This is a genomic window from Spirosoma harenae (assembly GCF_054776975.1).
In genome coordinates this window covers 85,605-111,201 of the sequence record NZ_BAAHBD010000003.1, presented here as the reverse complement: position 1 = coordinate 111,201, position 25,597 = coordinate 85,605, and the positions used below count along the sequence as shown (strand labels likewise).

Annotated in this window: 20 protein-coding genes; 11 read left to right on the top strand and 9 right to left on the bottom strand. The window is 47.3% G+C overall.

Features of this window, described 5'->3' with window-relative positions; genetic code table 11:
• Nucleotides 1–38 precede the first annotated feature (38 nt).
• The gene (locus ACYVE4_RS02260) at nt 39–1,751 is read right to left on the bottom strand and encodes an FAD-dependent oxidoreductase (protein ID WP_460995277.1); all 1,713 of its coding nucleotides are present in this window, start codon (nt 1,749–1,751) and stop codon (nt 39–41) included.
• A 32-nt stretch (nt 1,752–1,783) separates the two neighbouring features.
• Complete coding sequence (locus ACYVE4_RS02255) at nt 1,784–2,329, bottom strand: P-loop NTPase family protein (RefSeq protein WP_460995276.1); 546 nt, start codon at nt 2,327–2,329, stop codon at nt 1,784–1,786.
• 124 nt (nt 2,330–2,453) lie between these two features.
• Here ACYVE4_RS02255 and ACYVE4_RS02250 point away from each other — a divergent pair, with 124 nt between their 5' ends.
• Complete coding sequence (locus tag ACYVE4_RS02250) at nt 2,454–3,662, top strand: acyl-CoA dehydrogenase family protein (RefSeq protein ID WP_460995275.1); 1,209 nt, start codon at nt 2,454–2,456, stop codon at nt 3,660–3,662.
• 51 nt (nt 3,663–3,713) lie between these two features.
• Here the strand turns inward: ACYVE4_RS02250 and ACYVE4_RS02245 are convergent, their stop codons facing one another.
• Both ACYVE4_RS02245 and ACYVE4_RS02240 read right to left on the bottom strand, forming a co-directional pair.
• Nucleotides 3,714–4,145, bottom strand: coding sequence for an SRPBCC family protein (locus ACYVE4_RS02245; protein ID WP_460995274.1), 432 nt, complete (start codon nt 4,143–4,145; stop codon nt 3,714–3,716).
• A gap of 65 nt (nt 4,146–4,210) precedes the next feature.
• Nucleotides 4,211–5,170 carry a helix-turn-helix transcriptional regulator gene (locus tag ACYVE4_RS02240; RefSeq protein WP_460995273.1) on the bottom strand — a complete coding sequence of 320 codons (960 nt, stop codon included), beginning with the start codon at nt 5,168–5,170 and terminating at the stop codon, nt 4,211–4,213.
• 102 nt (nt 5,171–5,272) lie between these two features.
• Here ACYVE4_RS02240 and ACYVE4_RS02235 point away from each other — a divergent pair, with 102 nt between their 5' ends.
• The 7 genes from ACYVE4_RS02235 to ACYVE4_RS02205 all read left to right on the top strand — a co-directional run bounded on the left by ACYVE4_RS02235 (nt 5,273) and on the right by ACYVE4_RS02205 (nt 11,893).
• Nucleotides 5,273–5,572: a GNAT family N-acetyltransferase gene (locus ACYVE4_RS02235; RefSeq protein WP_460995272.1), complete on the top strand. Its 300-nt coding sequence runs from the start codon at nt 5,273–5,275 to the stop codon at nt 5,570–5,572.
• A gap of 126 nt (nt 5,573–5,698) precedes the next feature.
• Nucleotides 5,699–6,472, top strand: a complete 774-nt coding sequence (locus tag ACYVE4_RS02230) for an HpcH/HpaI aldolase family protein (RefSeq protein ID WP_460995271.1) — start codon at nt 5,699–5,701, stop codon at nt 6,470–6,472.
• A 24-nt stretch (nt 6,473–6,496) separates the two neighbouring features.
• The gene (locus ACYVE4_RS02225; protein WP_460995270.1) at nt 6,497–7,942 is read left to right on the top strand and encodes a GntP family permease; all 1,446 of its coding nucleotides are present in this window, start codon (nt 6,497–6,499) and stop codon (nt 7,940–7,942) included.
• A gap of 18 nt (nt 7,943–7,960) precedes the next feature.
• On the top strand, nt 7,961–8,818 hold the full coding sequence (locus ACYVE4_RS02220; RefSeq protein ID WP_460995269.1) for a 2-hydroxy-3-oxopropionate reductase: 858 nt from the start codon (nt 7,961–7,963) through the stop codon (nt 8,816–8,818).
• Nucleotides 8,819–8,920: 102 nt separating this feature from the next.
• On the top strand, nt 8,921–9,280 hold the full coding sequence (locus ACYVE4_RS02215) for a VOC family protein (protein WP_460995268.1): 360 nt from the start codon (nt 8,921–8,923) through the stop codon (nt 9,278–9,280).
• Between the two features lie 33 nt (nt 9,281–9,313).
• A complete protein-coding gene (locus ACYVE4_RS02210) occupies nt 9,314–10,429 on the top strand; it encodes a mannonate dehydratase (protein ID WP_460995267.1) in 1,116 nt (371 codons plus the stop codon).
• A 159-nt stretch (nt 10,430–10,588) separates the two neighbouring features.
• Nucleotides 10,589–11,893, top strand: coding sequence for an enolase C-terminal domain-like protein (locus ACYVE4_RS02205; RefSeq protein ID WP_460995266.1), 1,305 nt, complete (start codon nt 10,589–10,591; stop codon nt 11,891–11,893).
• A gap of 38 nt (nt 11,894–11,931) precedes the next feature.
• Here ACYVE4_RS02205 and ACYVE4_RS02200 read toward each other — a convergent pair whose 3' ends face one another.
• The 3 genes from ACYVE4_RS02200 to ACYVE4_RS02190 form a co-directional block, all read right to left on the bottom strand.
• Nucleotides 11,932–14,673, bottom strand: a complete 2,742-nt coding sequence (locus tag ACYVE4_RS02200) for a VWA domain-containing protein (protein ID WP_460995265.1) — start codon at nt 14,671–14,673, stop codon at nt 11,932–11,934.
• A 123-nt stretch (nt 14,674–14,796) separates the two neighbouring features.
• Nucleotides 14,797–15,561, bottom strand: a complete 765-nt coding sequence (locus ACYVE4_RS02195) for a hypothetical protein (protein WP_460995264.1) — start codon at nt 15,559–15,561, stop codon at nt 14,797–14,799.
• Between the two features lie 4 nt (nt 15,562–15,565).
• On the bottom strand, nt 15,566–16,360 hold the full coding sequence (locus tag ACYVE4_RS02190) for a hypothetical protein (protein WP_460995263.1): 795 nt from the start codon (nt 16,358–16,360) through the stop codon (nt 15,566–15,568).
• Between the two features lie 112 nt (nt 16,361–16,472).
• Between ACYVE4_RS02190 and ACYVE4_RS02185 the strand changes: the two genes are divergently transcribed.
• Both ACYVE4_RS02185 and ACYVE4_RS02180 read left to right on the top strand, forming a co-directional pair.
• A complete protein-coding gene (locus tag ACYVE4_RS02185; protein WP_460995262.1) occupies nt 16,473–17,195 on the top strand; it encodes a membrane or secreted protein in 723 nt (240 codons plus the stop codon).
• A gap of 141 nt (nt 17,196–17,336) precedes the next feature.
• A complete protein-coding gene (locus ACYVE4_RS02180) occupies nt 17,337–19,826 on the top strand; it encodes a S9 family peptidase (RefSeq protein ID WP_460995261.1) in 2,490 nt (829 codons plus the stop codon).
• Between the two features lie 182 nt (nt 19,827–20,008).
• Here the strand turns inward: ACYVE4_RS02180 and ACYVE4_RS02175 are convergent, their stop codons facing one another.
• Both ACYVE4_RS02175 and ACYVE4_RS02170 read right to left on the bottom strand, forming a co-directional pair.
• Nucleotides 20,009–20,749, bottom strand: coding sequence for a LytR/AlgR family response regulator transcription factor (locus ACYVE4_RS02175; protein WP_460995260.1), 741 nt, complete (start codon nt 20,747–20,749; stop codon nt 20,009–20,011).
• Nucleotides 20,746–22,002 (bottom strand): histidine kinase, encoded by a 1,257-nt coding sequence (locus ACYVE4_RS02170; protein ID WP_460995259.1) that lies wholly within the window; start codon nt 22,000–22,002, stop codon nt 20,746–20,748. Before ACYVE4_RS02170 ends, ACYVE4_RS02175 begins: the two co-directional genes overlap by 4 nt.
• A gap of 309 nt (nt 22,003–22,311) precedes the next feature.
• Here ACYVE4_RS02170 and ACYVE4_RS02165 point away from each other — a divergent pair, with 309 nt between their 5' ends.
• Complete coding sequence (locus tag ACYVE4_RS02165; RefSeq protein WP_460995258.1) at nt 22,312–25,521, top strand: ligand-binding sensor domain-containing protein; 3,210 nt, start codon at nt 22,312–22,314, stop codon at nt 25,519–25,521.
• Nucleotides 25,522–25,597 lie beyond the last annotated feature (76 nt).

The window sequence follows — 25,597 nt, the reverse complement described above, 5'->3', positions numbered from 1 at the left end:
ATATATTAAGAGGCTTCCTTCGTCAGCATGACAAAAAACTACAGTGCCAGTGCTTTCATCTGTTTCACGGCATAATTGGCCGCTCTGGCGGTAAGGGCCATGTAGGTGAGCGAAGGATTTTGCGTGCTGGTTGAGACCATGCAGGCACCGTCAGTCACGAAGACGTTTTTGCAGTGATGCAACTGATTCCATTGATTCAACAATGATGTTTTCGGATCGCGGCCCATGCGGACTCCACCCATTTCGTGGTTTTCGCTGCCTGGTAGTCGCCCTGTATCCTGCATACGAATGTTTTTAAAACCGGCCTTGGTGTACATCTCCGTAAACTGCTCGAAAAAATCGCGAAGAATTTTCTCGTCGTTTTCATCGTAACCGACAGAAACCCGTAATTGAGGAATACCAAAATTATCTTTCAGAATCGGATCAAGACGAACCGTACTGCTGGCTTTCGGAATCGTTTCAGCCATCATCGCCGAACCCACCTGCCACTCGCCCAACGAGGGATTTACTAGTTGGTTTTTTAACGATTGGCCAATGCTTTCCTGATTCTGAACCTCTGCTCTTGACGAATAGAACGTAGCGGCATATCCACGCAGAAAATCTGTTTCCTGTTTTGTTACATTCCGAAACCGAGGAATATAGCTGCTGTTTGGTCGGCGACCGTCGGTTGTGGATTCTAGTAGCCCATCATACGTCGCTGTAACCCGACCCCGGTAGCTATGAAACGCCATGTGAGTTCCCAGCAATCCGCTATCGTTACCAAGCCCATTTGGAAATCGGCTGGACGTTGAATTCAGGAGAATCAGATTGGTATGTAGAGCGGACGCATTGACGAAAATAATCTGGGCATAATACTCCGTCATCTGGCCGGATTGTGTATCAATGACTCGAACGCCTGTAGCCTTGCGTTTTGACTCGTCGTAACTAATCGAGTGTACAACAGAATTAGGTTGAAGCGTCAATTTGCCCGTTCGCATGGCCCACGGAATGGTCGATGCATTACTACTATAATACCCACCATACGGACATCCTCGTTCGCAAAGCGTACGGTGTTGGCATCGCGCCCGACCTTGTTGGGTATGAATGGCTTTAGGCTCAGTAATATGGGCTGCCCGACCAATAATCACGTGGCGATTTGGATAATGCGTAGCAACCTGTTTCTTGAAATACGTTTCTACACAAGACATTTCGTGCGGAGGCAGAAACTCACCATCGGGCAGAGTGGCTAGTCCATCTTTGTTCCCTGTGATACCCACAAATTTCTCTACATGGCTGTACCAGGGCGCAAGATCAGCGTACCGAATTGGCCAATCGATGGCAAAACCGTCGCGGGCGGGGCCTTCAAAATCAAAGTCACTCCAGCGTTGCGTTTGTCTACCCCAAGTCAAAGACCGCCCACCAACCTGATAGCCGTGTATCCAATCATAGGGTTTTTCCTGCACGTACGGTTGTTCGCTATCCTTCGCAAAAAAGTGCATGGTATCTTCGCGAAAGGCATAGTTTCGGCTGGCAATGGAATATTCCTCCCGAATGTGGAGCGGCACCTGTCCGCGATGCGCCAACTCCCACGGATTGAGCGTCGCGGTAGGGTAGTCTGTTACGTGACTGACGGGCCGACCGCGTTCCAGCAAAAGTGTGCGAAGTCCTTTTTCGGTAAGCTCTTTCGCGGCCCAGCCTCCACTGATACCAGAACCAATAACAATGGCGTCGTAGGTACGGGCTTTTAGGCTGTCGATATTTAGATTAGACATGCTTCATAAAGAACACGCGTGAGGATTCTTAACTATGATTGCTGGATCGCTAATTGATTCAGAATGATTGCCAAACGCTCATCTACCGAATGTTCTCCGCGTATTTCGATAAGTGGGCAGGTAAGTTGTTGCATCCAGCTTTCATGCGCTTGTAGCGTTCGACCGCTGGCTGAACCGTCGTCGTAACCGGATGCCCAGTCGATGAATTCTTCGTAATGGGTATTTCGATCGTTGTTGGTGAAAATAATATCGCCATATCGGTCAAATTCCCGTTTCCTTAATCGATTTAGGCGAATTTTGGGAGGAACCCAAAGGAATACGGCCAAATCAAACTGATGGAGCCAATCCATTCCCCAGTTCAGCAACGAACCACCAACAATACAATCAGTATAGGTAACAAATTCATTGACGATCATTTTATGTCGTTCGTCAATGGCTCTGCGTACGGTAAATGGTGGATTAGAGGGTTCCCAATAGAAGCTGTCGGTGTCGAGATAAGCAAAACCCGTTTGGACCGATAAGCGAGTTCCTAAGGTGGTTACGCCCGATCCCGAAGCTCCGAAGATGTGGATTTTCATACTTCTTTTTGACAACACCCAATCGATCGCAGATCGATTCCTATGAGCCTAATTATTTGTCGTGTAAATTGACAAAAAATACCCTATTCCTGCAACAAGCCAACTTTTTTTCGGTTAACCCCCTATGCAATCTCCCTCCCTGACTCCGCCCCGAAACAAGGTTGATTCGTTTGAATCGCCGGATTTCTATTGCATTGATGATCTGCTAACAGCTGAACATAAACTGGTTCGGTCGGCGGTGCGCGATTTCGTCAAACGCGAGATCACGCCCATTGCCGAAGAATATGCGCAACGGGCTGAATTTCCAAGACATCTCGTACGAAAGTTCGGTCAGATTGGTGTCTTTGGAGCAACGATTCCGACTGAATACGGTGGTGGTGGCCTGGATCAGATTTCGTATGGATTGATGACGCAGGAGATCGAGCGAGGTGATTCGGGCATGCGTTCTTGTGTATCGGTTCAGAATTCGCTGGTGATGTATCCAATTCTGACCTTTGGTTCGGAGAAACAAAAGAAAAAATACTTGCCGAAATTGGCCAAAGGAGAGATTATAGGCTGTTTTGGCCTAACAGAGCCGAATCACGGTTCAGACCCTGGAGGCATGGAAGCGAACTTCATTGAGCGTAGTGATTATTATTTGCTCAACGGCTCCAAACTTTGGATCACCAACGCCGATATTGCCGATATCGCTATCGTTTGGGCTAGAAATGATCAGGGAAAAGTTCGTGGACTGATTCTGGAGCGAGGAATGGAGGGCTTTACCACGGCCGAAATCAAAAATAAATGGTCGTTGCGGGCCAGCAATACAGGCGAACTGATTTTTCAGGATGTACAGGTACCGAAGGAAAATATGCTGCCCGAAGCGTACGGATTAAAGAGTGCGTTGAAATGTCTGGAACAGGCTCGTTATGGCATCTCTTGGGGTTCGTTGGGAGCCGCTATGGAATGCTACGAAATCGCCCGTCGATACGCCCTCGAACGGATTCAGTTTAATAAACCCATTGCCAGTTTTCAGCTAGTGCAGAAAAAACTGGCCGAAATGCTGACCGACATTACCCAGGCCCAACTCCTTTGCTGGCGATTAGGTACGCTTAAAAACGAAGATCGGGCGACAGTAGCGCAGATTTCGCTGGCCAAACGCAATAATGTCGAAATCGCATTACGAATCGCTCGGGAAGCCCGCCAGATTCTGGGAGCCATGGGCATTTCAGGCGAGTATCCCATTATGCGACACCTGATGAATCTCGAATCGGTCAGTACGTACGAAGGTACTCATGATATTCAGTTACTGATTCTAGGCGCTGAAATCACCGGCATTCCAGCGTTTAAATAGCAGATAATTAATCTACTATGTTTTGTCCCGCGTCAGCATGACAAAATAGATTTATCGTTCCGCTATTTCCTTTATTTGCTTGAGCAGTCCTTCCATACCATTTATCGAATGGTTATAACCCGCTTCGGTCGCATAGCCTTGTTGCGTCCAGGTGAATTCGGTTTGAGTATCGTCTTTCGGAGTGATTGTATACGTAATCGTAGAATAATTTTCGGGTTTGTCTTCGGTACCTGAAAAGCCGCTCCAATAGCTATAGCTCAACAATCGATTCGGTACATTTTCCAAAATAACGCCTTTATCCCGATAGGACTGATCTTGGTATTCCCCTTGAAAAATGATTTCGTTGCCAATTTTCCAGTCGGTTACGGTTTCTGTGCCAAACAGGTATTCCTTAATGAGTTCAGGCATAGTCATTACTGCCCACACTCGTTCTGGACTGGCGTTGATGTCGATGGATTGGGATACAATAAGGTCGTGTCGCATAAGCCTAGGTATTAATTTACAACAAAGATCGCACCCGTCACTGACAACCCTATGTCAGTAGTCATTCAGCCAATAACAGGGTGCGTAGTGTAATGCGCGTTTAATTCGTCGACCAGATTTTGTACCATCGTTCGCAGTAAATCAGGGTGCTCGATATGGGCTACATTGCCAAACATGAGTAACCAGCGAGCCAGCCCTTCGGGATAGGGCGTTTGAAAAAACATGCGAATCTGATCGCCAATCTCTTCTTCCCGGTGATAGCCATAAGCATATTTTTGCTCCTGCATATACCGAACGGAAGATTTAGGAAACAGAACAATGGCTTCAGTAATCGGCCAATCTTGCCCCATTCGGTCAAGGTATTCGCGTAAAGAAAGTCGTTCGGGCCGGGAAAAACGCTGCCCTGTGTTCGTCAACTGGCGAATGCGATCCACCCGGAAATCACGGTAATCCTGGCGTGTCCGGCAAAACGCAATTAAGTGCCAGCCCATGCGGTAGTGATGAAGCCCCAATGGTTCAACTTCGCGCTGCGTTTCGGCATCATTATATTGCGAATGATACTGAAGTTCAAGTACATGGTTTTGCGCGATGGCGTGCTGAATATGCGTCAACAATCCGTCGGAATAGGGTTGGCGACTTCTGGGAGCAGCAACGGCAATATGCGCATCCAAGTCATTTAGATGCTCCTGATCCGTACGTTTCAATACCGATTTTATTTTAAAAAGTGCCGACTCAAATTCGGTTCGTACGGATGCATCGGCCCATTGTTCGATCAATTTACCGCCCAGTAAAAGCGCACTAGCTTCTGCGCTGGTGAACATAACGGGCGGAAGGTGGTAATCCGTCAGAAAATAGCCGACTCCGGCTTCGGCCCCGATGGGAACGCCCGCTTCTTCCAGCGATCGTACGTCGCGGTACACGGTGCGAAGGCTGATTCCAAAGCGGTCAGCTAGTTCCTGAGCGCGGACAACACGCTTCGTTTGCAAGTGAATCAGGATAGCCGTTAGTCGGTCAAGGCGGTTCATGGCGTAGGTTCGATAAAGAGATTGGCAAATTACAACGCTTCGGTTGAACAAGTATGCCTTTTTTTGCGTAGTGCTACTGACAAAACCCTAAAACACGTACGCATGAGTGCCATTCACAACAACATCCACCGACAACGCTTCGAATTAGAAACCGACGGTAAACTATCCATTGTTGAATACCAGATGGTAAGCGATGATACACTCGCGCTGGTTCATACAGAAGTCGATCCAAGTTTGGAGGGACATGGGATTGGATCGAAGTTAGTAGAGGGCGTTCTGGAATACATCGAACAGAAAGACCTCAAAATTGTGCCGCTTTGTCCATTTGTTAGCGCCTACCTAAAACGCCACCCTGATTGGAACCGGGTTGTATCAACAGACTATACAGCAACGGGTTTCTAGATAGGTCAATAACTTCCTTCCTTTTGGTTGTCAATAGCGTATAAACATCCGTTACGCTTACTAGTTAGTGCGTAAATCTCCCCATAGAGAGTAGTAAAGCTGAATTTTTTCGGCCTTTATGGGTGTATGAAAAATTTAAAGAAACGACTTCAACAGGGAGAGACACTCAATGGGTGTTGGCTAAACCTGGGAAGTTCGATCACTGCTGAAATTGTTGGGCAGGCGGGTTTTGATTGGGTATTGATTGACCTCGAACACGGTGCTGGTTCGGAGAAAGATGTACTGTATCAACTACAGGCGCTTGAACATACATCGGCAGGAGCTATCGTACGCGTCGAAAGCGCAGAAAGCCAGCGTATTCACCGGGTATTGGATATGGGTGCAGAAGGCATTATGTGCCCCAAAATTGGCAATCCCGACGATGCGAAAAAAGTCGTTCACGGATTGCATTATCCCCCTCATGGAGGTCGGGGAGTTGCCAAAATGGTTCGGGCAACCAGCTTCGCGCAATCCTTCGATCAATATTATCAGGAAGCCAGAGAAACTATTCTTGGCGTCGTTCAGATTGAAACCGTTGAGGTGTTGAATCACCTGGATGAAGTTGCTAACATAGATGGCGTCGATGTGATGTTCATTGGACCCGCTGATCTGTCGATGGAACTGGGTATTTTCGGCCAATTCAATCATCCTCGTTTCAAAGAAGCCGTCAAAGCAACGGTCGATGCTGCCGAGAAAGCCGGAAAAGCGACGGGTATTCTGTTCTTCAATCCCGATGATTATCAGAGGTATCAAGACCTCGGCATACGCCTGATTGCCTGCGGAGCCGACGCTACCTTCGTTGCCGATGGTGCTCGAAATCTGGCAAAAAAACTAGATAGTTTTCGAACTAGTAATAAGTAGTTTCAAGTACCAAACCCTTCCTCCATGACTGATCCTTTATTGATTCTATCCGCCGGTGTGATTATCGTCGTCGGTGGTATTATTGGGCTGAAACTGCATCCCTTTCTGGCGTTGTTATTAGGTGCGTTTGTCGTTGCCCTGATGACACCAGCTTCGGCTATCGAACAGTTTGCCCTTGCTAAAGGTACGGCTCCAGCCGCTGCGGCAGCTTTAGCGAAAAAGAATATCGGCGAACGAATTGCTACTGAGTTTGGGGCTACCTGTGGCAAAATTGGTATCCTCATAGCGATGGCCGCTATTATTGGCAAATGTATGCTGGAAAGCGGGGCTGCTGAGCGAATTATCCGATCCATGCTTCGCCTGACGGGCGTTGAGCGAGCCCCCATCGCGTTTCTGATCAGCAGCTTCTTTATCGGTATTCCCGTGTTCTTCGATACGGTTATTTTCCTGATGATGCCGTTAGCCAAAGCCATGACGTTGCGCATTGGGAAAAATTACCTGTTGCTGGTTCTCTGTATCATGGCCGGTGCCGCTATGGCGAACTCCTTGGTGCCGCCCGCACCCGGCCCCCTGTTTCTGATCGGCGAGATGCACATTCCAATTGGCATGATGATGATTGCGGGCACGATTGTAGGCCTGATGACCATCACGAGCGGCTATTTCTTTGCGCTTTGGGCGAACCGAAAATGGCCAACTCCTCTACGCGATGCGCTAGACGCTCGTATCGAAGACATCAAGGCTATTGCGGCTAAAGAAGATAAACACCTGCCAGGTCTGGGCGTATCCTTACTGCCGGTTTTGATTCCACTCATTTTTATCTGTGCCGATACCGCTTTCACGGCTATGGCTAAACCCGGCGTTCCTCTAACCGATTCGCCATTTTTAGCCAAGTTGATCAGCCTAGTTAAGTTTTTTGGTGATAAAAATATTGCTGTGGTATCGGGTGGAATTGCCGCTTTACTGATTCTGGCAAGCCAAAAGAAGGACAACAAAGAAGGATTAACGCCTTTTGTTCAGGCCGCCTTAATGAGCGGTGGAGGCATTATTTTGATCACCGCAGCCGGTGGTGCTTTTGGCGGTATGCTGCAGCAAACGGGAATCAGTGCCCGCATCGCCGACCTGACAAAAGACTATCAGATGGCCCTTATCCCGATGGCTTTCTTTATCGCGGCCGTTGTCCGGACGGCGCAAGGTTCCGCTACAGTTGCGTTGATTACAGCATCGGGAATCCTTTCCGGTATGGCCAGCAATGCCAACCTGGGCTTCCATCCGTTATACCTGGGACTAGCTATTGGCTGCGGGTCAAAACTGGTTCCCTGGATGAATGATGCTGGTTTCTGGATCGTCTGTAAACTCAGTAATTTAACCGAAAAAGAAGCCCTCAAAACCATTTCACCGTTATTGGTTGTGATGGGATTAACAGGTCTGATTGTCATTATGATTGCCGCGCAGTTGTTTCCTTTAGTATAAAATGTCAGTGAGCGAAAGATGGAAAAAGTAGGATTTATAGGATTAGGGATCATGGGAAAACCCATGGCGTTGAATTTGATTAAAGCCGGTTATTCGGTTTCGGTGCTGAGCCAAAGCAAAGCTGCCGCTGATTTAGTGGGAGCTGGTGCTCAGACGTTTTCCACTAGCAAAGCCTTAGCTGAGCAATCGGATATCATTATCACGATGCTGCCCGATTCGCCCGATGTTAATCAGGTGGTGAATGGGCCGGATGGTGTGTTGGAAGGCATTCAGTCGGGTGCTTTGTTTATTGATATGTCTACGATTGCACCAGGTACGGCTCGAGCTATTTATGATGGCATGCAGGCTAAAGGTGTCGATGCGCTGGATGCACCTGTATCGGGTGGTCAGGTTGGAGCTGAATCGGCTTCCTTGTCGATTATGGTCGGTGGGAGCGAGGCTGCTTTTAATCGAGCATTGCCGCTGTTTCAGGCGATGGGCAAAAATATTGTTCACATTGGCGAACCAGGTGCTGGACAAACCACGAAAGCCTGCAATCAGATGATTGTTGGTATGACCATTCAGGCCGTTGCTGAAGCGTTTGCACTAGCGTCAAAAGCAGGTGTTGATCTGGAGAAAATGCGGGAGGTTTTACTGGGGGGATTTGCCCAAAGTCGCATTCTGGATCTGCATGGTAAACGCATGATCGACCGAAATTTCAAGCCCGGCTTCAAGATTAAACTGCATCGAAAAGATATGGGTATTGCATTGCAGACAGGCGAAGAACTATCAGTACCACTTGTCGGAACGGCTCAGGTTGCGAAACAGATGCAACAGGCTGTTGATCAGGGTAATGGTGAGTTAGATCATAGCTCTCTGCTGTTACTGCTGGAATAGTTTATCTACTCTTCTGGTATCTACACCGAAATACCTATTCAATAGTTTGCTTTACATAGTACTATCTTATACATTTAACCGTACTAAACCTTTAGCAAGCAGATGAATAGTTGGATACAATGGTTTGAAATTCCGGTTTACAAATTCGACCAGGCAAAGCTATTTTATGAAACACTGTTCGATATTCAGCTGGAAATAATGGATTTGGGGGCGTTGACAATGGCGATGTTCCCGCCCAGTATGGCCTCAGGAGCACTTTGTCAGGGAGAATGGTATCATCCCTCCGAACAGGGTGTAACGCTTCATCTCAAAGTAGATAATCTGGAGCGAGCGCTTAGCCATGTAGAACCGTTGGGAGGCAGCATCGTACAACCTAAAAAGCAAATCTCAGCTGAATTGGGCTATATGGCGCTGATCAACGATTGCGAAGGAAATCGATTGGTTTTACGAGCCAGTTCATAAATAGGAAATAACCTACTAGTCTCTTAACCAACCATGAAACGGAAGCATTTTATTCGTGTTATGGCGGCTGGTTCGGTCGGATCAGCAGCTTGGGTGCCTGAGTCGGCGAAGGCAGAATCGATTATTAATCCGAAGAAAGTGCTGATGAAAGTCGGCTGCCAGTCGGGTGGGACAACGAAGGAAAATCTGGAGTTTAAAGCGCGTCACGGCGTATACAATATCGACGGCGGTGCGCCGAAAACGATTCCCGGAAAAGGGTGGGACCTGGACGATTCGCTGGCCAAACGGGAGGCTTGTGAACAGTACGGAATCAGTCTGGACGCCTATCATTTTCCGCTCGAATCATCGGGAATCGACAAGGCTCAGTATCCGAATATTATGCTCGGCAAAAGTCCGGAGCGGGATCGCGAGATTGAGATTCTTCAGCAGATGATTCAGGTGGCCGGAAAAACGGGGATAAAAGTGCTGAATTATAATACAACTATTCTGCCCGTTTTACGAACTGGCAAAACCATTGATCCAAAGCGGGGAAATGCAGCTTACAGTACCTGGAATTACGAAGAAGCCCTCAAACGGGCTGATCCCAAAACAATAGCGGGCGATGTATCGATCGACCAAATGTTTGAGCGAATTACATATTTGCTGGATCGACTGTTGCCCGTAGCGAAAGAGTATAAAGTGAAGTTAGCCAATCACATTGCCGACCCGCCGACACCTGCTGGCTATCGGGGTATTACGCGCTGGAATAGCCCCAACGTTTTTGCGGGTATTCAGCGGTTTGCAAAATTATATGACAGCGAATACCACGGTTTCAATTTCTGCATTGGATCGATTGCCGAGGGGTTGAAAGATCCTAAGACTGAAATCATTCCGATCATCAAATGGGTCGGCGAGCGGGGGCAGATTTTTAATGTGCATCTGCGAAATATCAAAGGCGGCTGGAATAATTTTCAGGAAGTATATCCCGATAACGGCGATATGAATTTCCTGCATGTTGTCAGAGCGTTGCGCGACGTTGGCTATTCGGGAATGGTGATGCCCGATCACGTACCATTCCATGCCGACCCCGCCAGCAGTTTGCAAGCCTTTTCATTTTGCTACGGTTACATAAAAGGCTTGCTCCAAACCTTAAACGACGAAGCACAGTAAACTCGGTCAGGAGTCTCCAGAAGCTCTCCCGTGTCTGTGTCCTCACAGACACCTCTCCGGAAGGTCAATCTTTGCTGACGCACAGGTGTCTGTGTCTTCACAGACACGGGAAGTTGCCCACTTCGTAAATCATCCATCGTAAATCGTAATTGATAGTATATGCCCTATAAAATTGGTCCCCGAATTCAGGAAATCCATATTACACCCATTGCCGTTGTTGATCCGCCACTATTGAATGCGGCTGGTTTGCACGCCCCTTATGCGTTACGCACGATTGTCGAACTGGTTACCGATGATGGTATTTCTGGCATCAGCGAAATTCCAGGAAATAAAGACATTGATGCTGCGCTGGCTGAATCCAGAGATTTACTAATTGGTAAAGATGTATTCCAACTCGCTGAAATTCAGCAGGCGCTAGTTAACCGATTCGGGACGGAAACGACGGCACAACGGGGCGAAACGCCTTGGGATCAGCGAAAACTTGTCCATATTTTCAGTTCAATTGAAGTAGCTTGTTTAGATATTATTGGCAAAGTAACCGGAAGACCTGTCGTTGATCTGTTGGGCGGCAAGATGCGAGATCGGGTACCGTTTTCGGCGTATTTGTTTTACAAATATGAAGGAGCCGGTGGCGAACTAGGTTTTGGTCTTGACCCAAATGCCACTGGTTGGGCGGCTGGTCGGCAAGCGGCTGCGCTTGATCCCGCTGGGATTGTTGCACAGGCAAAAGCGATGTGCGCTGAATTTGGGTTTCAGTCGATTAAGTTGAAAGGCGGTGTGTTTGAACCCCAGCAGGAAGTCGATGCCATGTTTGCGTTGTATGAAGCCTTTGGTCCCGATGTGCCGTTGCGTGTTGACCCGAATGCTATCTGGAAAGTAGACACAGCCATTCATTACGGCAAGATGATGGAGCCAATTCTGGAATACCTGGAAGACCCGGTCCGTGGACAGGCTAACATGGCGACGGTGCGGAAAGTATTGAAAACGCCACTGGCGACCAATATGTGTACAACTTCGTTTGGTGATATTCCCAATAGTATTGCCGTTGGGTCGGAAGATATTATTCTGAGCGATCACCATTTCTGGGGTGGACTTCGTTCATCTATGATGCTATCTGCCATTTGCGACACGTTCGGACGAGGTCTATCAATGCACTCTAATAGCCATTTAGGTATTTCATTGGCCGCGATGGTTCATTTGGGCGCGGCTTTGCCCAAAGCGCCGTATGCGCTGGATACGCACTATCCCTGGCAGTCGGATGAGGTCATTGTTGGTGGTCGATTGGCATTCGAAGAAGGGTCGGTAGCTGTTCCTCAAGAACCTGGATTGGGTGTCGAACTGGACCGCCAAGCGTTGGCTAAATTGCATCAAAACTATCTGGATTGCGGACTGACCAAACGCGACGATGAAATTGAAATGCAAAAAGTACAACCCGGCTGGACATTTCAATCAGTAAGGTGGTGAAAATAAACCTAAAAGGTCTGTGAGACCTTTTAGGTTTGCTATCGAACCTTCTTCGCCTGTGCCTCCAGAATTAATTGTAGATTGGCGTTTTCCCGCGTGATGTGCGTGTAACTGCCTTTTCCTGTTTGCGCTAATTTTTTGAGGTTCTGACCGTTGATTTCGTTTTTGCCGAAGGTGAAAATCGTTAAATAAATATCCTGATTGGTGGATTTCCCAACTAGTTGATAGACTTCCTCGCTGACCGGAAATTCACCATCAGTTGCCAGAATGATTCGGTTGTTACCAGCCCGGATGTAGTTTTTGTCGGCAACTTTATAAGCTAACTTAAGGCCGCCATTCCCATCAGTATCACCATCAGATTGCAGTTGATCGATCACACGGGCAATTTCGTTGGCATCGCTGCCCGATGTTGATTTTAATGCCACTTTGGCCTTTCCTGAATAAACCACAATAGAGAGTTGATCTTCGGGCCGTACGATTTTAAGCAGCGATTTAATGGACGTTTTTAACAACGGTAATTTATACGGCGAATCCATCGAACCCGATACATCTAACAGCAGCACCATGTTATTGGCCGCAAATCCGTCTAATGACGTAGGGACAGTAAGAGGTCTTGATCGATCAATATAAACGGTATCCGTTTTCGACTGGCTAATGTAAACTGTATCGTGCTGGATAACGGTTTGCCCAGCCGATGTCGTAACACTACTTGTCGGAGTTGATTTGGGTGTTGTAGATGGATCAATGGTGGCTTTGGTAGCTATCGAATTAACCCCTGGTTTGGTATCTGTTTCTACGACAGCTGGCGGGGGAGAGGTTGGCGCGGATCGGCGCAAAATCAAAACGTTAGGCTGATTGATGTTTTTTAGAACGTTGGTTTTTGCCAGTTCGCTGAATTGATTGTAGCTGTATACCAGCTCATTATAGAAATAGTAAAACGGCTCGTACGCATCCGCTGCCGATTTCCCCGATACGTGTTCAGCCATCTCGCCAAGCCTGATCGATTTCTCAGAAAGATCCTCATACGGCGTATAGGGGCATAATCCATTACTACGCCCATATCGTTGGAGACCTTTCATGTTTTTGAACTCATTGATAATCAGGTTTCGAGCTTCGGTTTCTAATGAGTCGGTTGCTGGAAGATGACGCGTTTCCTGTTTTAGATAAGCGCGTACACCGAATAGAACTTTTTTGTTGGCATCCATCATGTCGAGCAGCGCTTTACCGGCCACATTCCAGGAATCCGATGGTTTTTTTAGCGGATAACTTTCATGAATTCGACGGACATCGTGGTAGAGCTGTTCTTTTTTCTGATCGAACGTATCGAACAGATAAGCATATCGTTCCAGAATAGCGTCGGAGCGTTTTAGATTGTCCTGCTCGTATTGTTTGCCATTCGTGTAGTTGATCAGTTCAATGCTCAGCGCATCCATTTCTTTTAACATACTCAGCAGCACATCGGCTTGCCCGTTGATAGAGGCCCGGTAAGCTTGCGGAATTTGGGTAGCGTTGATTTGCAGGAGCTGATGCTCGGAAACGGGGACTTTATACGAGTCGTGATTATAGGTCAGATTGGCCCGACGGCTGGTAGTTGGTCGATTCCGAAAATAGTCTGCTGATGACTGATAATTGCGGAGCAGCACTTGCAACTGATTCATCTGCCGCAAGGATTCGTTGATGAAATCGATATAGCCCGTCAGCGCTTCGAACGTAGCTGGGCTCGCTGGAGATAGGGCGGGTTTTACAGTAAACGCAATGGGTTTGGCATCTTTGAACGCTGCTGTTGGGGACGATTGCTGGCTTTGCGCCTGGGGAACATCGACCGAAAAAACGGGTGCGTATTTCGGGTAGTTCAGCAGGTGTTTGGCCGATGTACTGTAGTTGACAAATTGCTCATACCAGCTCAATAAATCGCCGTTGTAGTAATTGATAAAGCTTTTATAAAATGCATTACTGTGCTGCGACGACTGCCGGGCGGCAAAATTATAATCATCAACAGCCTGCTTTTTCAGCGACTGAATCGATCGTAAACCGGATTTAAACGATGCCATCATATCAGATGCCGGATAGGCAATATAAGATTTGGCCTGACCTAAATTGGCGATCAGTTTTTCATCCGCCAGAATACTTTGTTGAACCAGTTCGACTGGCCAATTTGATGGACTTTTTTGATTGAGGTAATACTTTAATGTATCGAGCAACTGCTGCTGACTGGCCAGGATCTGTTCCATTTCCTTTTCGGTGTAGAGGTAAGGATCATTGGGCAGATAAGGCTGATATCGCCGGTAAACGCGCTGGATCTGTTTGTAAAACGCATCTTTATCCTGACTGAATTGTGTGGTTAATTTCTGAAAGTCAGCTACTAAACTATGCGCTTTTTTGAAATCGTCACGCTGATAATCTTTGAGCCGGTCGTAGGTTTCGATCGCTTTGACCGTTGAGTCGATTTTATTCAGGAGTTTCCAAAGTGCCTGTGCACGGGTTTTTAGACGCTCTTTCTCCGCTTCGGTAAAGGCGTCGCTGGCAATTGCTTTTTTGTAATAATACTCTTCGACATTCCTCGACGGAGTAATTCGAATGGGGAAAAGCCCCTGCGGTCTATACGAACCGATGGCTTCATGATATACCTGTATGGTCTGAAAACGGTCGCTGACTTCATCGACAGACTGGTTCAGGAACGCAACATAACGGTTGAGCGCCTGTTGAGGAGTGTCGCGTAGGGATTGGCCGGTTGCAAAAAAGGCGGAGAAGATTAGAAAAAAACAGAGGGACGTCTGCATAGCCGACATAACGAAAAAATAAGTCGTAATAGACTCAATTTTAGTATTTTATATTGAGTTGTGTAGTGCTGGATAAAAGACAAAAGAATGGAGAAGTCCCATTCGAATCGAGAGAAACTTTTTTTACGGTTTTACTTTTTCGTTCGATACCTGTTGATCCGGAACGAGTTGATACCTGGCACGAACTCGAATGCCCTGAGCAACACCTTCTGGTTCTGGAGAGCCATTATTCGCAAAGGTTGGCTTGATCCAGTCTGACCAATTTCCCACTGGGCGAACTGAGTTTAATGTGTTAGGTGACGGAAGCCAGAAATACATGGATTTCTGGCCACATTCAAGAACAATGTACCAGGAGTTTGCCGCGAGCGGAATAATTTTCCAAGGCAAAATGACCGCTGTCTGATCGTTTCGTATTGCGTTGGCTTGAGCTACATTCGTATCCGTTCGTCCACCCATGAAACGGACGCGAACCAGTGAGTCGATTCGGGCTCCAGCCAATAAGGATTTTTCGATGCGGACCTCCAGATCAAGATTCAGTTGATAACCTGTGTAAGTTACAGTCTTAATAGCCGGATCAATAGCCCGACTTTCGTAATTGGAATACATTAGCCAACCAACAAGGGATAAACCTACGACAGCGCCATCGACCAATTTTAGGTAATTCAATTGGTTGGGTTGTACATAACGGCCAGCTATATAGAGAACCAGAAAAAATTCTACACCGACCAATATTAGTCCTGCCAAAATGCTCAAATAACCATTGGCCATTCGATCGTCGGAGCCACCAATACTGTTGCTGGTAAGCCACCAGACTAGTCCGTAGCCCACCAGGAAAAATAGGGGTAGAAAAGCGACCCAGGTAAATACTAGAGTCAATGTACGTTCCATGACGTTATTCAGCGCTGAGGTTCAGAATCTCATCAATAAACCAGCTATTATACTGTTTTACCAATTTGAATTCGTAATCCTCCACCAAGAAAAGTTTTACTGAAGCGTTGTCCTTATTTATATCCACTGAATTGATCTTCAGGGTATTGAGTGAGTCCATCTGTTTGGCGACATCCTGCGTGAGCGTAAGCATCACCAGGTCGTAATCAAAACCAGTGGGAATGCCTTCGGTCTGATGAGTCAGTTCAAATCCTTCCTGTCGCTCTTTAAAAAAGGTATTCCATTCATCCACAAAATGATCTGTTAGCATTTCGCTGCTTCTCAGGTAAGTCAGGTATCGATCGGCATTCCTGGCATTAACTGCATACGGTTTACCCGGTTCTTGATCCACAAGATCAATCTGACTGATGTAAGGAAGGTTGTCTTTATACCAGATTAGAAAATCCTCTACTCGTTGTTTGGCAAGGTCTTCATCCGTAACCGGAATGGCTGTTGCCGCTTGCAGGGCATCTTCTTTTTCGCGCCGTTTTTCAGCTTGAGCCTCGACAATCAAGTTCGTCGAAATAAGTAAGAGTGGCACTCCGCCGAGAACCGTCATCGTAATTTTCGCTGCTCGGGAATCCCGCATATTTAAAAAGACCAGGCCACCGACAAAAACGAGTAAAACGAAGATAAATCCACTGAGCATACTCCGCCCTGCAGCATCGTTATTGGGGCCGTTGTTCGCGAAAAGTAGATACAAAATTACCAGGCCGTACAGACCAACCAGCACCCAGTTGATCGTTGTGAGAGTTTTCATGAAGCGAAGTTGGCAGGACGACAATCGGGAAACTATACGGAATAAATAACCAGCCGTTTTGGGCTAACAATACGTAGATTTACCGGAACAATCAGCTAAACCCCGACCAATCATGAAATCAGGAAAATACGTCTGTTTTGGCACGCTTGTGCTATTTATTAGCCTATCAACCGCTTTTCGATTTAGTCAGACCGGGAAACCAGAAGGCGCCTGGCGATTAGTGCGGCCTTCCAGTAACACGACGGTTATGTTGACGCTTGTTGATAATTATCTGATTCAGACAACGTATGAACCTAATCTCTATATCAGTACGCGCGGTGGTAGCTATCGGCAGGAGGGCGATAAACTGGAGTTGCTGGTTGAATTCGATACGCAGGATAGCAGTCGGGTTGGGCAAACTATACCCTATTCGATGACGATACGCAATAACCAGTTGACCATAAACGGGCTAGGTGGTAATCAGGTATTTACTCGTGTCGATGAGTCACCAACTCCGCTGACGGGACTCTGGCGCATAACAGGCCGGGCAAACGATGCCGGGCAAATTACGACCATGCAACGAGGAGCTCGCAAAACACTCAAATTACTGACGGGAAGCCGATTTCAATGGGTAGCGATCAATCCGCAGACCAAGCAATTTTTTGGAACAGGTGGGGGAACCTATATATTGAAAGATGGCAAATACACTGAAACGATTGATCTATTCTCTCGTGATAACAGTCGTGTTGGCAATTCGCTGACATTCAATGCGGAAATAAGTGGGGCTGAATGGCATCACAGCGGCCAAAGTTCGACAGGTGGAAAGGTGGCCGAAATATGGAGTCGGGAGAAATAATAAAATTTTATATGGTATTGATGAATAAAAAAGGCTTTAGGCAGCCATAAATTCAAGGGTATGCCTAATTTTGTACTAAATTTAATATCATTTAAGTAACGCTCAATTACACCTCAAATACAACCTAAAACTACGTAATGTATGTTTTCAAACCGCTTTACTAGTCGCTCAGGCCGATGGCTCTTACTGAGTTTCGGCCTTGCGTTTTCCGTTGCTGGACAGGCTCAGGATGCCGCTTCGTATCAAACCCCACCCAAACCATTAGCTGATCTGGTAACCGTGCCAGCTACTCCCAGCGTGAGTATGTCGGCAAAAGGGGACATGATGATTATGCTGGAACAGGCCGAAGTTCCGACCATTGCCGAACTGTCGCAGCCTGAACTCAAACTGGCTGGTCTTCGCCTGAATCCTGCGAATACCGGGCCTAGCCGGGCGCGGTATATTACGGGTCTTAAGCTTAGAAAACTAACCGATAAAGACGAAAAAGCAATTACAGGCTTGCCCGCTTCGCCGATGATCAGTTTCGTTCATTGGTCGCCCGATGATTCAAAAATTGCCTTCGCCAATTCGACCGATAGTCGGATTGATCTGTATGTGATTGATGTCGCTACCGCAACGGCTCAGAAAGTTGGTTCGCTGGCCTTGAACGCAACATTGGGTATGCCTTATCGGTGGCTGTCGGATAACAAAAGTCTGATTTTGAAAGCCGTTCCGGCCGGCCGTGGTCCAGCTCCCGAAGTAAGCCGTGTTCCGGTTGGCCCAACCACACAGGAAAACGTGAAAGGTACTCGTGGTCAGGCACCTACCTATCAGGATTTGCTCAAAAGCCCATCTGACGAAAAGCAATTTGCCTATTATACGACTTCGCAGGTTGTTCGGTTAGGACTGGATGGCTCAGTTACCAACATCGGTCAGCCAGGGGTTATCCTCTCCGCTGATCCGTCGCCGGACGGGAAGTATGTGATGATCGAAACCATTCATACACCGTTCTCTTATCTGGTGCCAGTGTATCGCTTTCCACTCAAAACGGAAATCTACGCAACGAGCGGTTCGCTGGTAAAAACACTGAATGATAGTCCATTGCAGGAAACCGTAGCGTATACGGATGGGGTAGCAACTGGCCCGCGCGACTATACCTGGCGTGCCGATGTACCAGCCTCGGCTTATTACATTGTTGCCCAGGATAACGGTGATCCGAAGGTGAAAGCCGATATTCGGGATAAGGTTTATTTGATCGATGCCCCATTTACGGCTGAGCCTAAAGAAATTTATGCATCCCAATACCGTTTCGGTGGTTTCGAATGGGGAAATGAATCAATAGCTTTTGCGAATGAACGTTGGAGACAGAGTCGCAAATCCGTTACTAAGCTGTTAAATCCAACTACCTGGCAAGCGACGGTTCTGTTTGATCGGTCGTCTGAAGATCGCTACAATAACCCTGGCCAGCCTGATACGAAGCAGAATCAGTATGGTCGCGAAGTGTTAAATATTTTACCATCTGGTGAAATTCTGATGCTAAATGGACAAGGTTCATCGCCCGAGGGAGATCGCCCGTTTGTAAGCAGCCTAAATCTGAAGACCAAGCAAACGAAAGAACTCTGGCGATCGGCGGCTCCCTATTTCGAACGACCTATTGCCATATTGGACGCTACTAAACAAGTCATTCTGACCACGCGTGAAACGCCTGACGAGAATCCAAACTATTTCGTTCGCAACCTAAAAGCGCGTATTGCTCCAGTGCAAGTTACCTTCTTCCCGCATCCGTATCCGCAGCTGAAAGGCGTTCAGAAACAGCAGCTTCGGTACAAACGGAACGATGGCGTCGATCTAACGGCTACGCTTTATTTGCCAGTAGGTTATAAGAAAGAGCAAGGCCCGTTGCCAACGTTCCTTTGGGCGTATCCGGCTGAGTTTAAGAGTAAAGATGCGGCTGGTCAGGTATCGGGTTCGCCGTATCAGTTCAACCGGATTAGCTACTGGGGTGCCGCTGCCTTCGTTACGATGGGTTACGCCATTCTGGATAATGCCAGCATCCCTATTATTGGTGAGGGCGACAAAGAACCGAACGATACATACGTAGAACAATTAGTAGCCAGCGCCAAAGCTGCTATTGATGAAGGTGTTCGGTTGGGCGTTGTCGATTCAACGAAAGTTGGTGTGGGTGGTCACTCATACGGTGCATTCATGACGGCTAACCTGCTTACCCACAGTAAAATGTTTAAAGCGGGGATTGCCCGAAGTGGTGCGTACAACCGTACGTTAACGCCGTTTGGTTTTCAAAATGAACAACGTAGCTACTGGCAGGCTCCCGAAGTCTACAGCAAAATGTCGCCGTTTATGAATGCCGACAAGATGAAAACGCCGTTGTTGCTGGTGCATGGTGAAGCCGATAATAACACGGGTACCTTCCCGATTCAGTCAGAGCGCTATTACAATGCCCTGAAAGGTTTCGGTGCCACAACCCGATTGGTCTTCCTACCCTACGAAAGCCACCATTACGATTCAAAAGAATCGCTGCTGCACATGCTGTGGGAAATGAACGGCTGGCTGGATAAATACGTGAAAAACCCAACAACCGCTGCGCAGCCTAACAAAGCTGGAAAAGTAGGCGGAGGGAAATCGGAGAAGTAAAAGTTAATTTACGAATTAGGGGTTACGATTTTGAGTATCAACTCAAAATCGTAACCCCTAATTTTTTATTCCCGTTGCTGTGTCCTCACAGCAACCTGTCTGGAAGTAGACCATTGCTGACGCATAGGTCGCTGTGAGGACACAGCAACGGGGAGTATCTCAAATCGTATTTCGTCAAATCCTTATATTTTCTCCAGCAAACTCAGAAACTCCTGTTTTTTATTCCGGGAAACGGGCAATGCTTTGTTGTTGGCCATGACGACTTCGCCACCATCACCCCGGATGTATCGCTGTACGTAGCGCAAATTGATTAAATAGCTGTGGTGTACCCGGCAAAATCCTTTTGTTTCCAGTACGTCTTCAACTTCTTTTAGCGTCTTGGAAATCAGGATGATCTGCCCATTTTTCAAGGCAAAGCGCGTGTATCCCCCATCCGATTCGCAGTAATAAATTTCTTCACTATGAATAATTTGCAGTCCTTCCATCGTTGGGAGCGCTATCCGATCGCCACCGCGTTGGCTTTGTAAATACCCTAACAATTGCTCCACGTTGCTCGGTACCTGGGCGGTTTGCTCCTGTTCTGCTTTGATAACAGCCCGTATCAGTTCATCTTTATCAACTGGTTTCAGGATATAGTCCAGTGCGTTGTGTCGAATGGCCTTGATGGCATATTCGTTGAAAGCCGTCGTGAAAATGACCCGAAACCCGTTGTAACGACAAGCTTCCAGCATTTCGAAACCACTCATGCCGGGCATTTCGATGTCCAGAAAAATCAGATCGGGCTGCATCGACTCAATCGCAGTCACGCCTTCAAATCCGCTGGCGCAGTTCGCCAGAATCTGAACAGTTGGACAGTAGCGTTTCAGAAGCAGCGTCAGAACGTCGCGGCAGTGTTTTTCATCGTCAATTAGTAGAGCAGTCATGGTTGTTTGAGTTTCATGGTAAAAGTAACATGGGTTCCGCCCGGTTCGCCATTCGCTTTTGTTAAATCAGTAAAGTAAACACCGGCATTCACGCCATACATTTCATTCATTATCTGTAAGCGCTCTTCGGTAAAGGTATGCCCATACGATTTATGGGCCGTCAGACCACGCAATTGGGATTTGGCAGAAGCTGCCCGACCAATGCCATTGTCCGTAATTTCAATGAGTAAATAGCCGTTTTGTTGCCAGCAATCAATGTGTAGAGTGGGCTTGTCGACGGTTGGGTGGAGTAATCCATGACGAATCGCATTTTCGATATACGGATAGGTTACCATTGGCGGAATGCATACCTTTTCCGGATTCAGCGATTCACTTACGTTCAGTACAAAATCAAATTGATGGTCGCAACGCAGCAGTTCAAGTTCTACATAAAGTTTTAAAGCCGCTAACTCATGACTCAGCGAGATCCATTCGGTCGTTGTATTCGCCATGATTTGCCGCATCAATCTGGAGAACTTGGTCAGGTATAAGGATGCCTGTTCGGATTCATTTTCCAGAACAAACTTATTGATGGCATTTAGGCTATTGAACACAAAATGCGGATTCATCTGCAGCCGCATGGCCAGCAGCTTGGTTTCAGCAATTCGCCGGTTATTGACGGCTAATTGCTGTTGCACCTGTTGATAAGCAAGTTCTGTTTCGACCCGCCGAATTTTCTGGGCACAAAGTGCGGCAACTTTGGTCAGAATAGTCAGGTGATGGGGACGAAAGAAATTCCGTTTGGGATGCTCAGCGTCGATAACGCCCCAAACTTTCCCATTAAGCCAGATGGGCACCGTTATTTCGGAGTAACGGATCGCATCATCGGCAACGTATCGGCTATCGAGGGCGGTATTTCCAATTCGTTCGGGCTGGCCGGTTTGGGCAACGCTGCCCACAATTCCCTGACCAACAGTTAGTTCGATAGGATGATGGATGATGCCAATAGCCGGTCCTTTGGGCCCATGTGCTGCCTGCTGAACTAATACGTTTCGGGTTTCGTCGAGCCGGTAAATCACACAGTCAACAAATTTCAGACGGGCAATGCAGTTTTTGACCACGTCCCATAATACTTCGTTCACGGTACTCTGCTCCAGCAGCGACATCGCGAAGAAGTTAATAGTCCGTTCTACCTCCAGTTCTTCTTTTAAAGACTGGAGATGGGCTGGTCTCGAAACTGTTTTTTTATCATTTGCCACGCGTAATACTTCCACTAGTTGATGAATGAACAAAAGAACGAATACGCTCTAAAACAACATAGCCCCAACTAATACTGAGTGGATTTGGACGCATAACTGGTTATCTGAGTGAATAACTATCAGACCTAACCCAGTTTTTAGGGGCATTTTGGCGGTTATCTGGCGCTTTCTACCAGTTATTTCCCAATTGCTACCTGTTATTGATTCAGCCTAGTCCAGAGCTCGCCTTTCAGGGTATTTTAGTGGATTAGACCGACTTATGAAATCGGATTTCTTGAGCTGTACTAGCTTCTTACTATCTTTCGTTCTACTTTCCTCTGCCGTATGACGCGTCGTTGTGATTGCGATAGTAAGTCGAATCGTATTGACTTTTGGATGACCAGATGGCGTTTCCACTGGCAAAACTATGTTTCTGTCCTACTTCTGATTATCAATTCGGGGCTCGTTTCGGCTCAGGCACCCGCTGTATCATTTCAACGATTGAATTTACAGCAGGGACTAGCAACCAATTTTACGAATTCCATTGCCCAGGATAAATCAGGTTTTATCTGGATTTCTACCGTAAATGGCTTATGCCGTTTTGATGGGCAACGGTGCGTTACGTTTTCCCGCGTGTCGGGTAATCCCCGGTCATTATCCCACCGAATCATGCGGTCTGTATTTACGTCCCGAAACGGTACGCTCTGGGTGGGTACTCAGGAAGGCCTGAACCGGTATGAACCCGCTACACAGTCGTTTCAGCGGTATTCGTTTGCCGATGTAGGGGCTGGGTGTAATTTTATCCGGCAAATTCTCGAATGTCAGGATGGGAAATTATGGTTGGCAACCAAAGGGGGCGTGGTACGCTTCGATCCGGCTACAGGTAAGGTAGATCGGCTGGATATGCCGATTGGAAATGCTTCACCAGTCGATGTGAAATCTGTTCGCCGGATACTGCTCGATGGAAATACGCTCTGGATCGGCACTCAGGATGGGTTGTTTACGTATGACATTAAAACGAAACAGATTCGCTCCTTTCGTCAGAATGAAGCCGTTTTGGCTTCGCTTCCCGATGGATACATTACTGCCCTGGCTCGTGATCCAAAAACAGGTAAGATTCTGATTGGTACCAAGCGGGGTTATTTAACCCGGCTGAATCCAAAAACGGGTGTATTTCGGCCTGTATCGCAGTTAGCCATGACCGATCAGGCTATTTCAGCCCTTCTGTTTACCCGGTCTGGCGATTTATGGGTGGGTGTCAATCGAACCGGTCTCTATCATTTCAATGGAGTAACCAATCAGTTTCTTCTCTATCAGAACAACGAAAACAACCCGCGAAGTCTGATTTCCAATTCCATTAGTGGTCTTTTCGAAGATCAGTCGGGCGTCATATGGGTATTAACCGACGATTCGGGCGTTTGCTGGTTTAATGCCGGAGTCGATAAGCTGCACTCGCTTTATGATGAGATCGATTATCAGCCCAGCAATACGCAGGGGTTCGACGCGGCTGGCTTAGCCATTGATCCGGCCGATAATTCGGTATGGGTTGCAACGAGGGATGGCGCTGTCCATATTCATCCGCAAACGAAAGCCTACCGAATGTATAAGCACGATCCGAAAAATAGCAATAGTTTATCCGACAACTTAACTTATTCGGTTTTGGCAGATGGCCGCCAACGTACTTGGGTGGGTACAAATAGTGGTTTGGATTGGCTGGATCCGATAACTGGTCGAGTAGAGCACATCCCTGGACTGATTGCTAACGAAGACTCTGGAAAGACTCCCGCTGTATTGGCAAAAAGCATAGCGGGGAATCAGGTATTTGGTCTTCTTCGGCTCCCCGATGGGCGGGTGTTGATGGGCACGAACGAAAAACTGAATGTCTACGATCCCAGAACGGGTCGGTTCAGTCACCAGTATAATGATGCACGTATTGCGAAACTGCCGGGTAGAAATTACAATACCCTCTATCTTGATCGTCAGCAGAATTTATGGGTAGGTGGTCTGGGACCTGTGTTTAAGATTAGCCCTGATTTTCGGTTGTTGGCAGAATATGTCCATAGCGATGATCCACAGAGTTTGCCAGATGAAGGCGCAACCGGGTTTGCTGAGGATCGATTCGGGCGAATGTGGATCAGTACCGATAATGGATTAGCCTGCCTTAACCAGAAGACAGGTAAGTTTAAGGTATTTACAACTCTTCATGGCCTACCCCACGATGATATTTCGGCCGTGCTGTCAATTGGCGATACGCTCTGGATCAGTACAAGCCGTGGGCTGGCGTATACCGATATAAAAAATCCTCGATTTATTGTTTTCAACGAAGCCGACGGATTTTCGTCCTCTGAATTTGAATCGGGCTCCGCTATTCGCGACGCCACTGGACGGTTGTATTTCGGGGCTATGCGTAGTCTGGTTTATACCAATCCCAATCGGATTAAGCAAAACAAGTTCGTACCGCCTGTGTATCTGACATCGTTTCGGGTAAATACGCAGGAGCTTGTGCGGGATCCGTCTGTTGCACCCGATAAACTGGAGCTACGGTATACACAGAATATGTTTACGTTTGAAATGGCTGCGCTGAATTATGATAATCCGGCGGATAATCAATATGCGTACCGACTCGAGAACTTTGATACAGACTGGAATCGGGAAGGAAACCGGCCGTTTGCCAGCTATACCAATATCCCGCCCGGCGAGTATGTACTACACATTATTGCGGCCAATAACGATGGTGTCTGGAACAAAAAGGGCTATCGATTACCGATCACGATTCTGGCTCCATTCTGGCAAACCTGGTGGTTTCGGATCACAACGCTGGTGTCGTTGCTTGCCTTGACGGGTTTTATCGCCCGCTGGAGGGAAAAGGGACGGGCCGCTGTAGAACGGGAAAAAGTCGAACTTCGCGAACGCATTGCCGCATCAGAAATGAAGGCGTTACGCTCACAGATGAATCCGCATTTTCTATATAATTCGTTGAACGCCATACGGTTATTTATCCTGCAAAACGATAGCGATAACGCTGATAAATACCTGGTGAAATTTGCCCGATTGATGCGACTGATTCTCGATAACTCGCGGCTGGAATGGGTAACATTGGATAGCGAACTCGAACAACTAACCCTGTATCTGGAACTCGAACAACTTCGTTTCGATGATCTATTCGATTTTTCAGTCAAAGCTGATCCGGAATTAGCACTGGAAAAAACGGCGATTCCGCCTATGATCATTCAGCCCTATATCGAGAATGCGATCCTGCATGGAATGGCGCACAAAAAATCCAAAGGATGCATCCGAGTGACGATTGAGCCGAAAGAAACTCATTTAGAATGTACGGTCGATGACAATGGGGTTGGCCGAGTACGGGCGCAATCACTTAAAAAAACGACCTCCAAACATCAAAGCGTCGGTCTGCGCGTAACCGAAGATCGGCTTCAATTAATTGGCCAACGGAGTGGCCAGGTGGCGGGTGTTCAGATTATTGACAAATACGACGATCAGCAACAGTCCACGGGCACCCGCGTTGTGATTCAGTTGCCGTTTCTGAGTCAATAGGCCCATTTATTTCGTCAGAATATCCGGTTATTAGCCAGAAACAACCTGTTATGAATTTAGCCTGTTTCGTCCTGAA

What these genes read in the sequence shown, in the direction of transcription:
- ACYVE4_RS02260 (WP_460995277.1), bottom strand. Translation starts at nt 1,751, where the DNA reads ATGTCTAATCTAAATATCGACAGCCTAAAAGCCCGTACCTACGACGCC.
- ACYVE4_RS02255 (WP_460995276.1), bottom strand. Translation starts at nt 2,329, where the DNA reads ATGAAAATCCACATCTTCGGAGCTTCGGGATCGGGCGTAACCACCTTA.
- ACYVE4_RS02250 (WP_460995275.1), top strand. Translation starts at nt 2,454, where the DNA reads ATGCAATCTCCCTCCCTGACTCCGCCCCGAAACAAGGTTGATTCGTTT.
- ACYVE4_RS02245 (WP_460995274.1), bottom strand. Translation starts at nt 4,145, where the DNA reads ATGCGACACGACCTTATTGTATCCCAATCCATCGACATCAACGCCAGT.
- ACYVE4_RS02240 (WP_460995273.1), bottom strand. Translation starts at nt 5,170, where the DNA reads ATGAACCGCCTTGACCGACTAACGGCTATCCTGATTCACTTGCAAACG.
- ACYVE4_RS02235 (WP_460995272.1), top strand. Translation starts at nt 5,273, where the DNA reads ATGAGTGCCATTCACAACAACATCCACCGACAACGCTTCGAATTAGAA.
- ACYVE4_RS02230 (WP_460995271.1), top strand. Translation starts at nt 5,699, where the DNA reads ATGAAAAATTTAAAGAAACGACTTCAACAGGGAGAGACACTCAATGGG.
- ACYVE4_RS02225 (WP_460995270.1), top strand. Translation starts at nt 6,497, where the DNA reads ATGACTGATCCTTTATTGATTCTATCCGCCGGTGTGATTATCGTCGTC.
- ACYVE4_RS02220 (WP_460995269.1), top strand. Translation starts at nt 7,961, where the DNA reads ATGGAAAAAGTAGGATTTATAGGATTAGGGATCATGGGAAAACCCATG.
- ACYVE4_RS02215 (WP_460995268.1), top strand. Translation starts at nt 8,921, where the DNA reads ATGAATAGTTGGATACAATGGTTTGAAATTCCGGTTTACAAATTCGAC.
- ACYVE4_RS02210 (WP_460995267.1), top strand. Translation starts at nt 9,314, where the DNA reads ATGAAACGGAAGCATTTTATTCGTGTTATGGCGGCTGGTTCGGTCGGA.
- ACYVE4_RS02205 (WP_460995266.1), top strand. Translation starts at nt 10,589, where the DNA reads ATGCCCTATAAAATTGGTCCCCGAATTCAGGAAATCCATATTACACCC.
- ACYVE4_RS02200 (WP_460995265.1), bottom strand. Translation starts at nt 14,673, where the DNA reads ATGCAGACGTCCCTCTGTTTTTTTCTAATCTTCTCCGCCTTTTTTGCA.
- ACYVE4_RS02195 (WP_460995264.1), bottom strand. Translation starts at nt 15,561, where the DNA reads ATGGAACGTACATTGACTCTAGTATTTACCTGGGTCGCTTTTCTACCC.
- ACYVE4_RS02190 (WP_460995263.1), bottom strand. Translation starts at nt 16,360, where the DNA reads ATGAAAACTCTCACAACGATCAACTGGGTGCTGGTTGGTCTGTACGGC.
- ACYVE4_RS02185 (WP_460995262.1), top strand. Translation starts at nt 16,473, where the DNA reads ATGAAATCAGGAAAATACGTCTGTTTTGGCACGCTTGTGCTATTTATT.
- ACYVE4_RS02180 (WP_460995261.1), top strand. Translation starts at nt 17,337, where the DNA reads ATGTTTTCAAACCGCTTTACTAGTCGCTCAGGCCGATGGCTCTTACTG.
- ACYVE4_RS02175 (WP_460995260.1), bottom strand. Translation starts at nt 20,749, where the DNA reads ATGACTGCTCTACTAATTGACGATGAAAAACACTGCCGCGACGTTCTG.
- ACYVE4_RS02165 (WP_460995258.1), top strand. Translation starts at nt 22,312, where the DNA reads ATGACGCGTCGTTGTGATTGCGATAGTAAGTCGAATCGTATTGACTTT.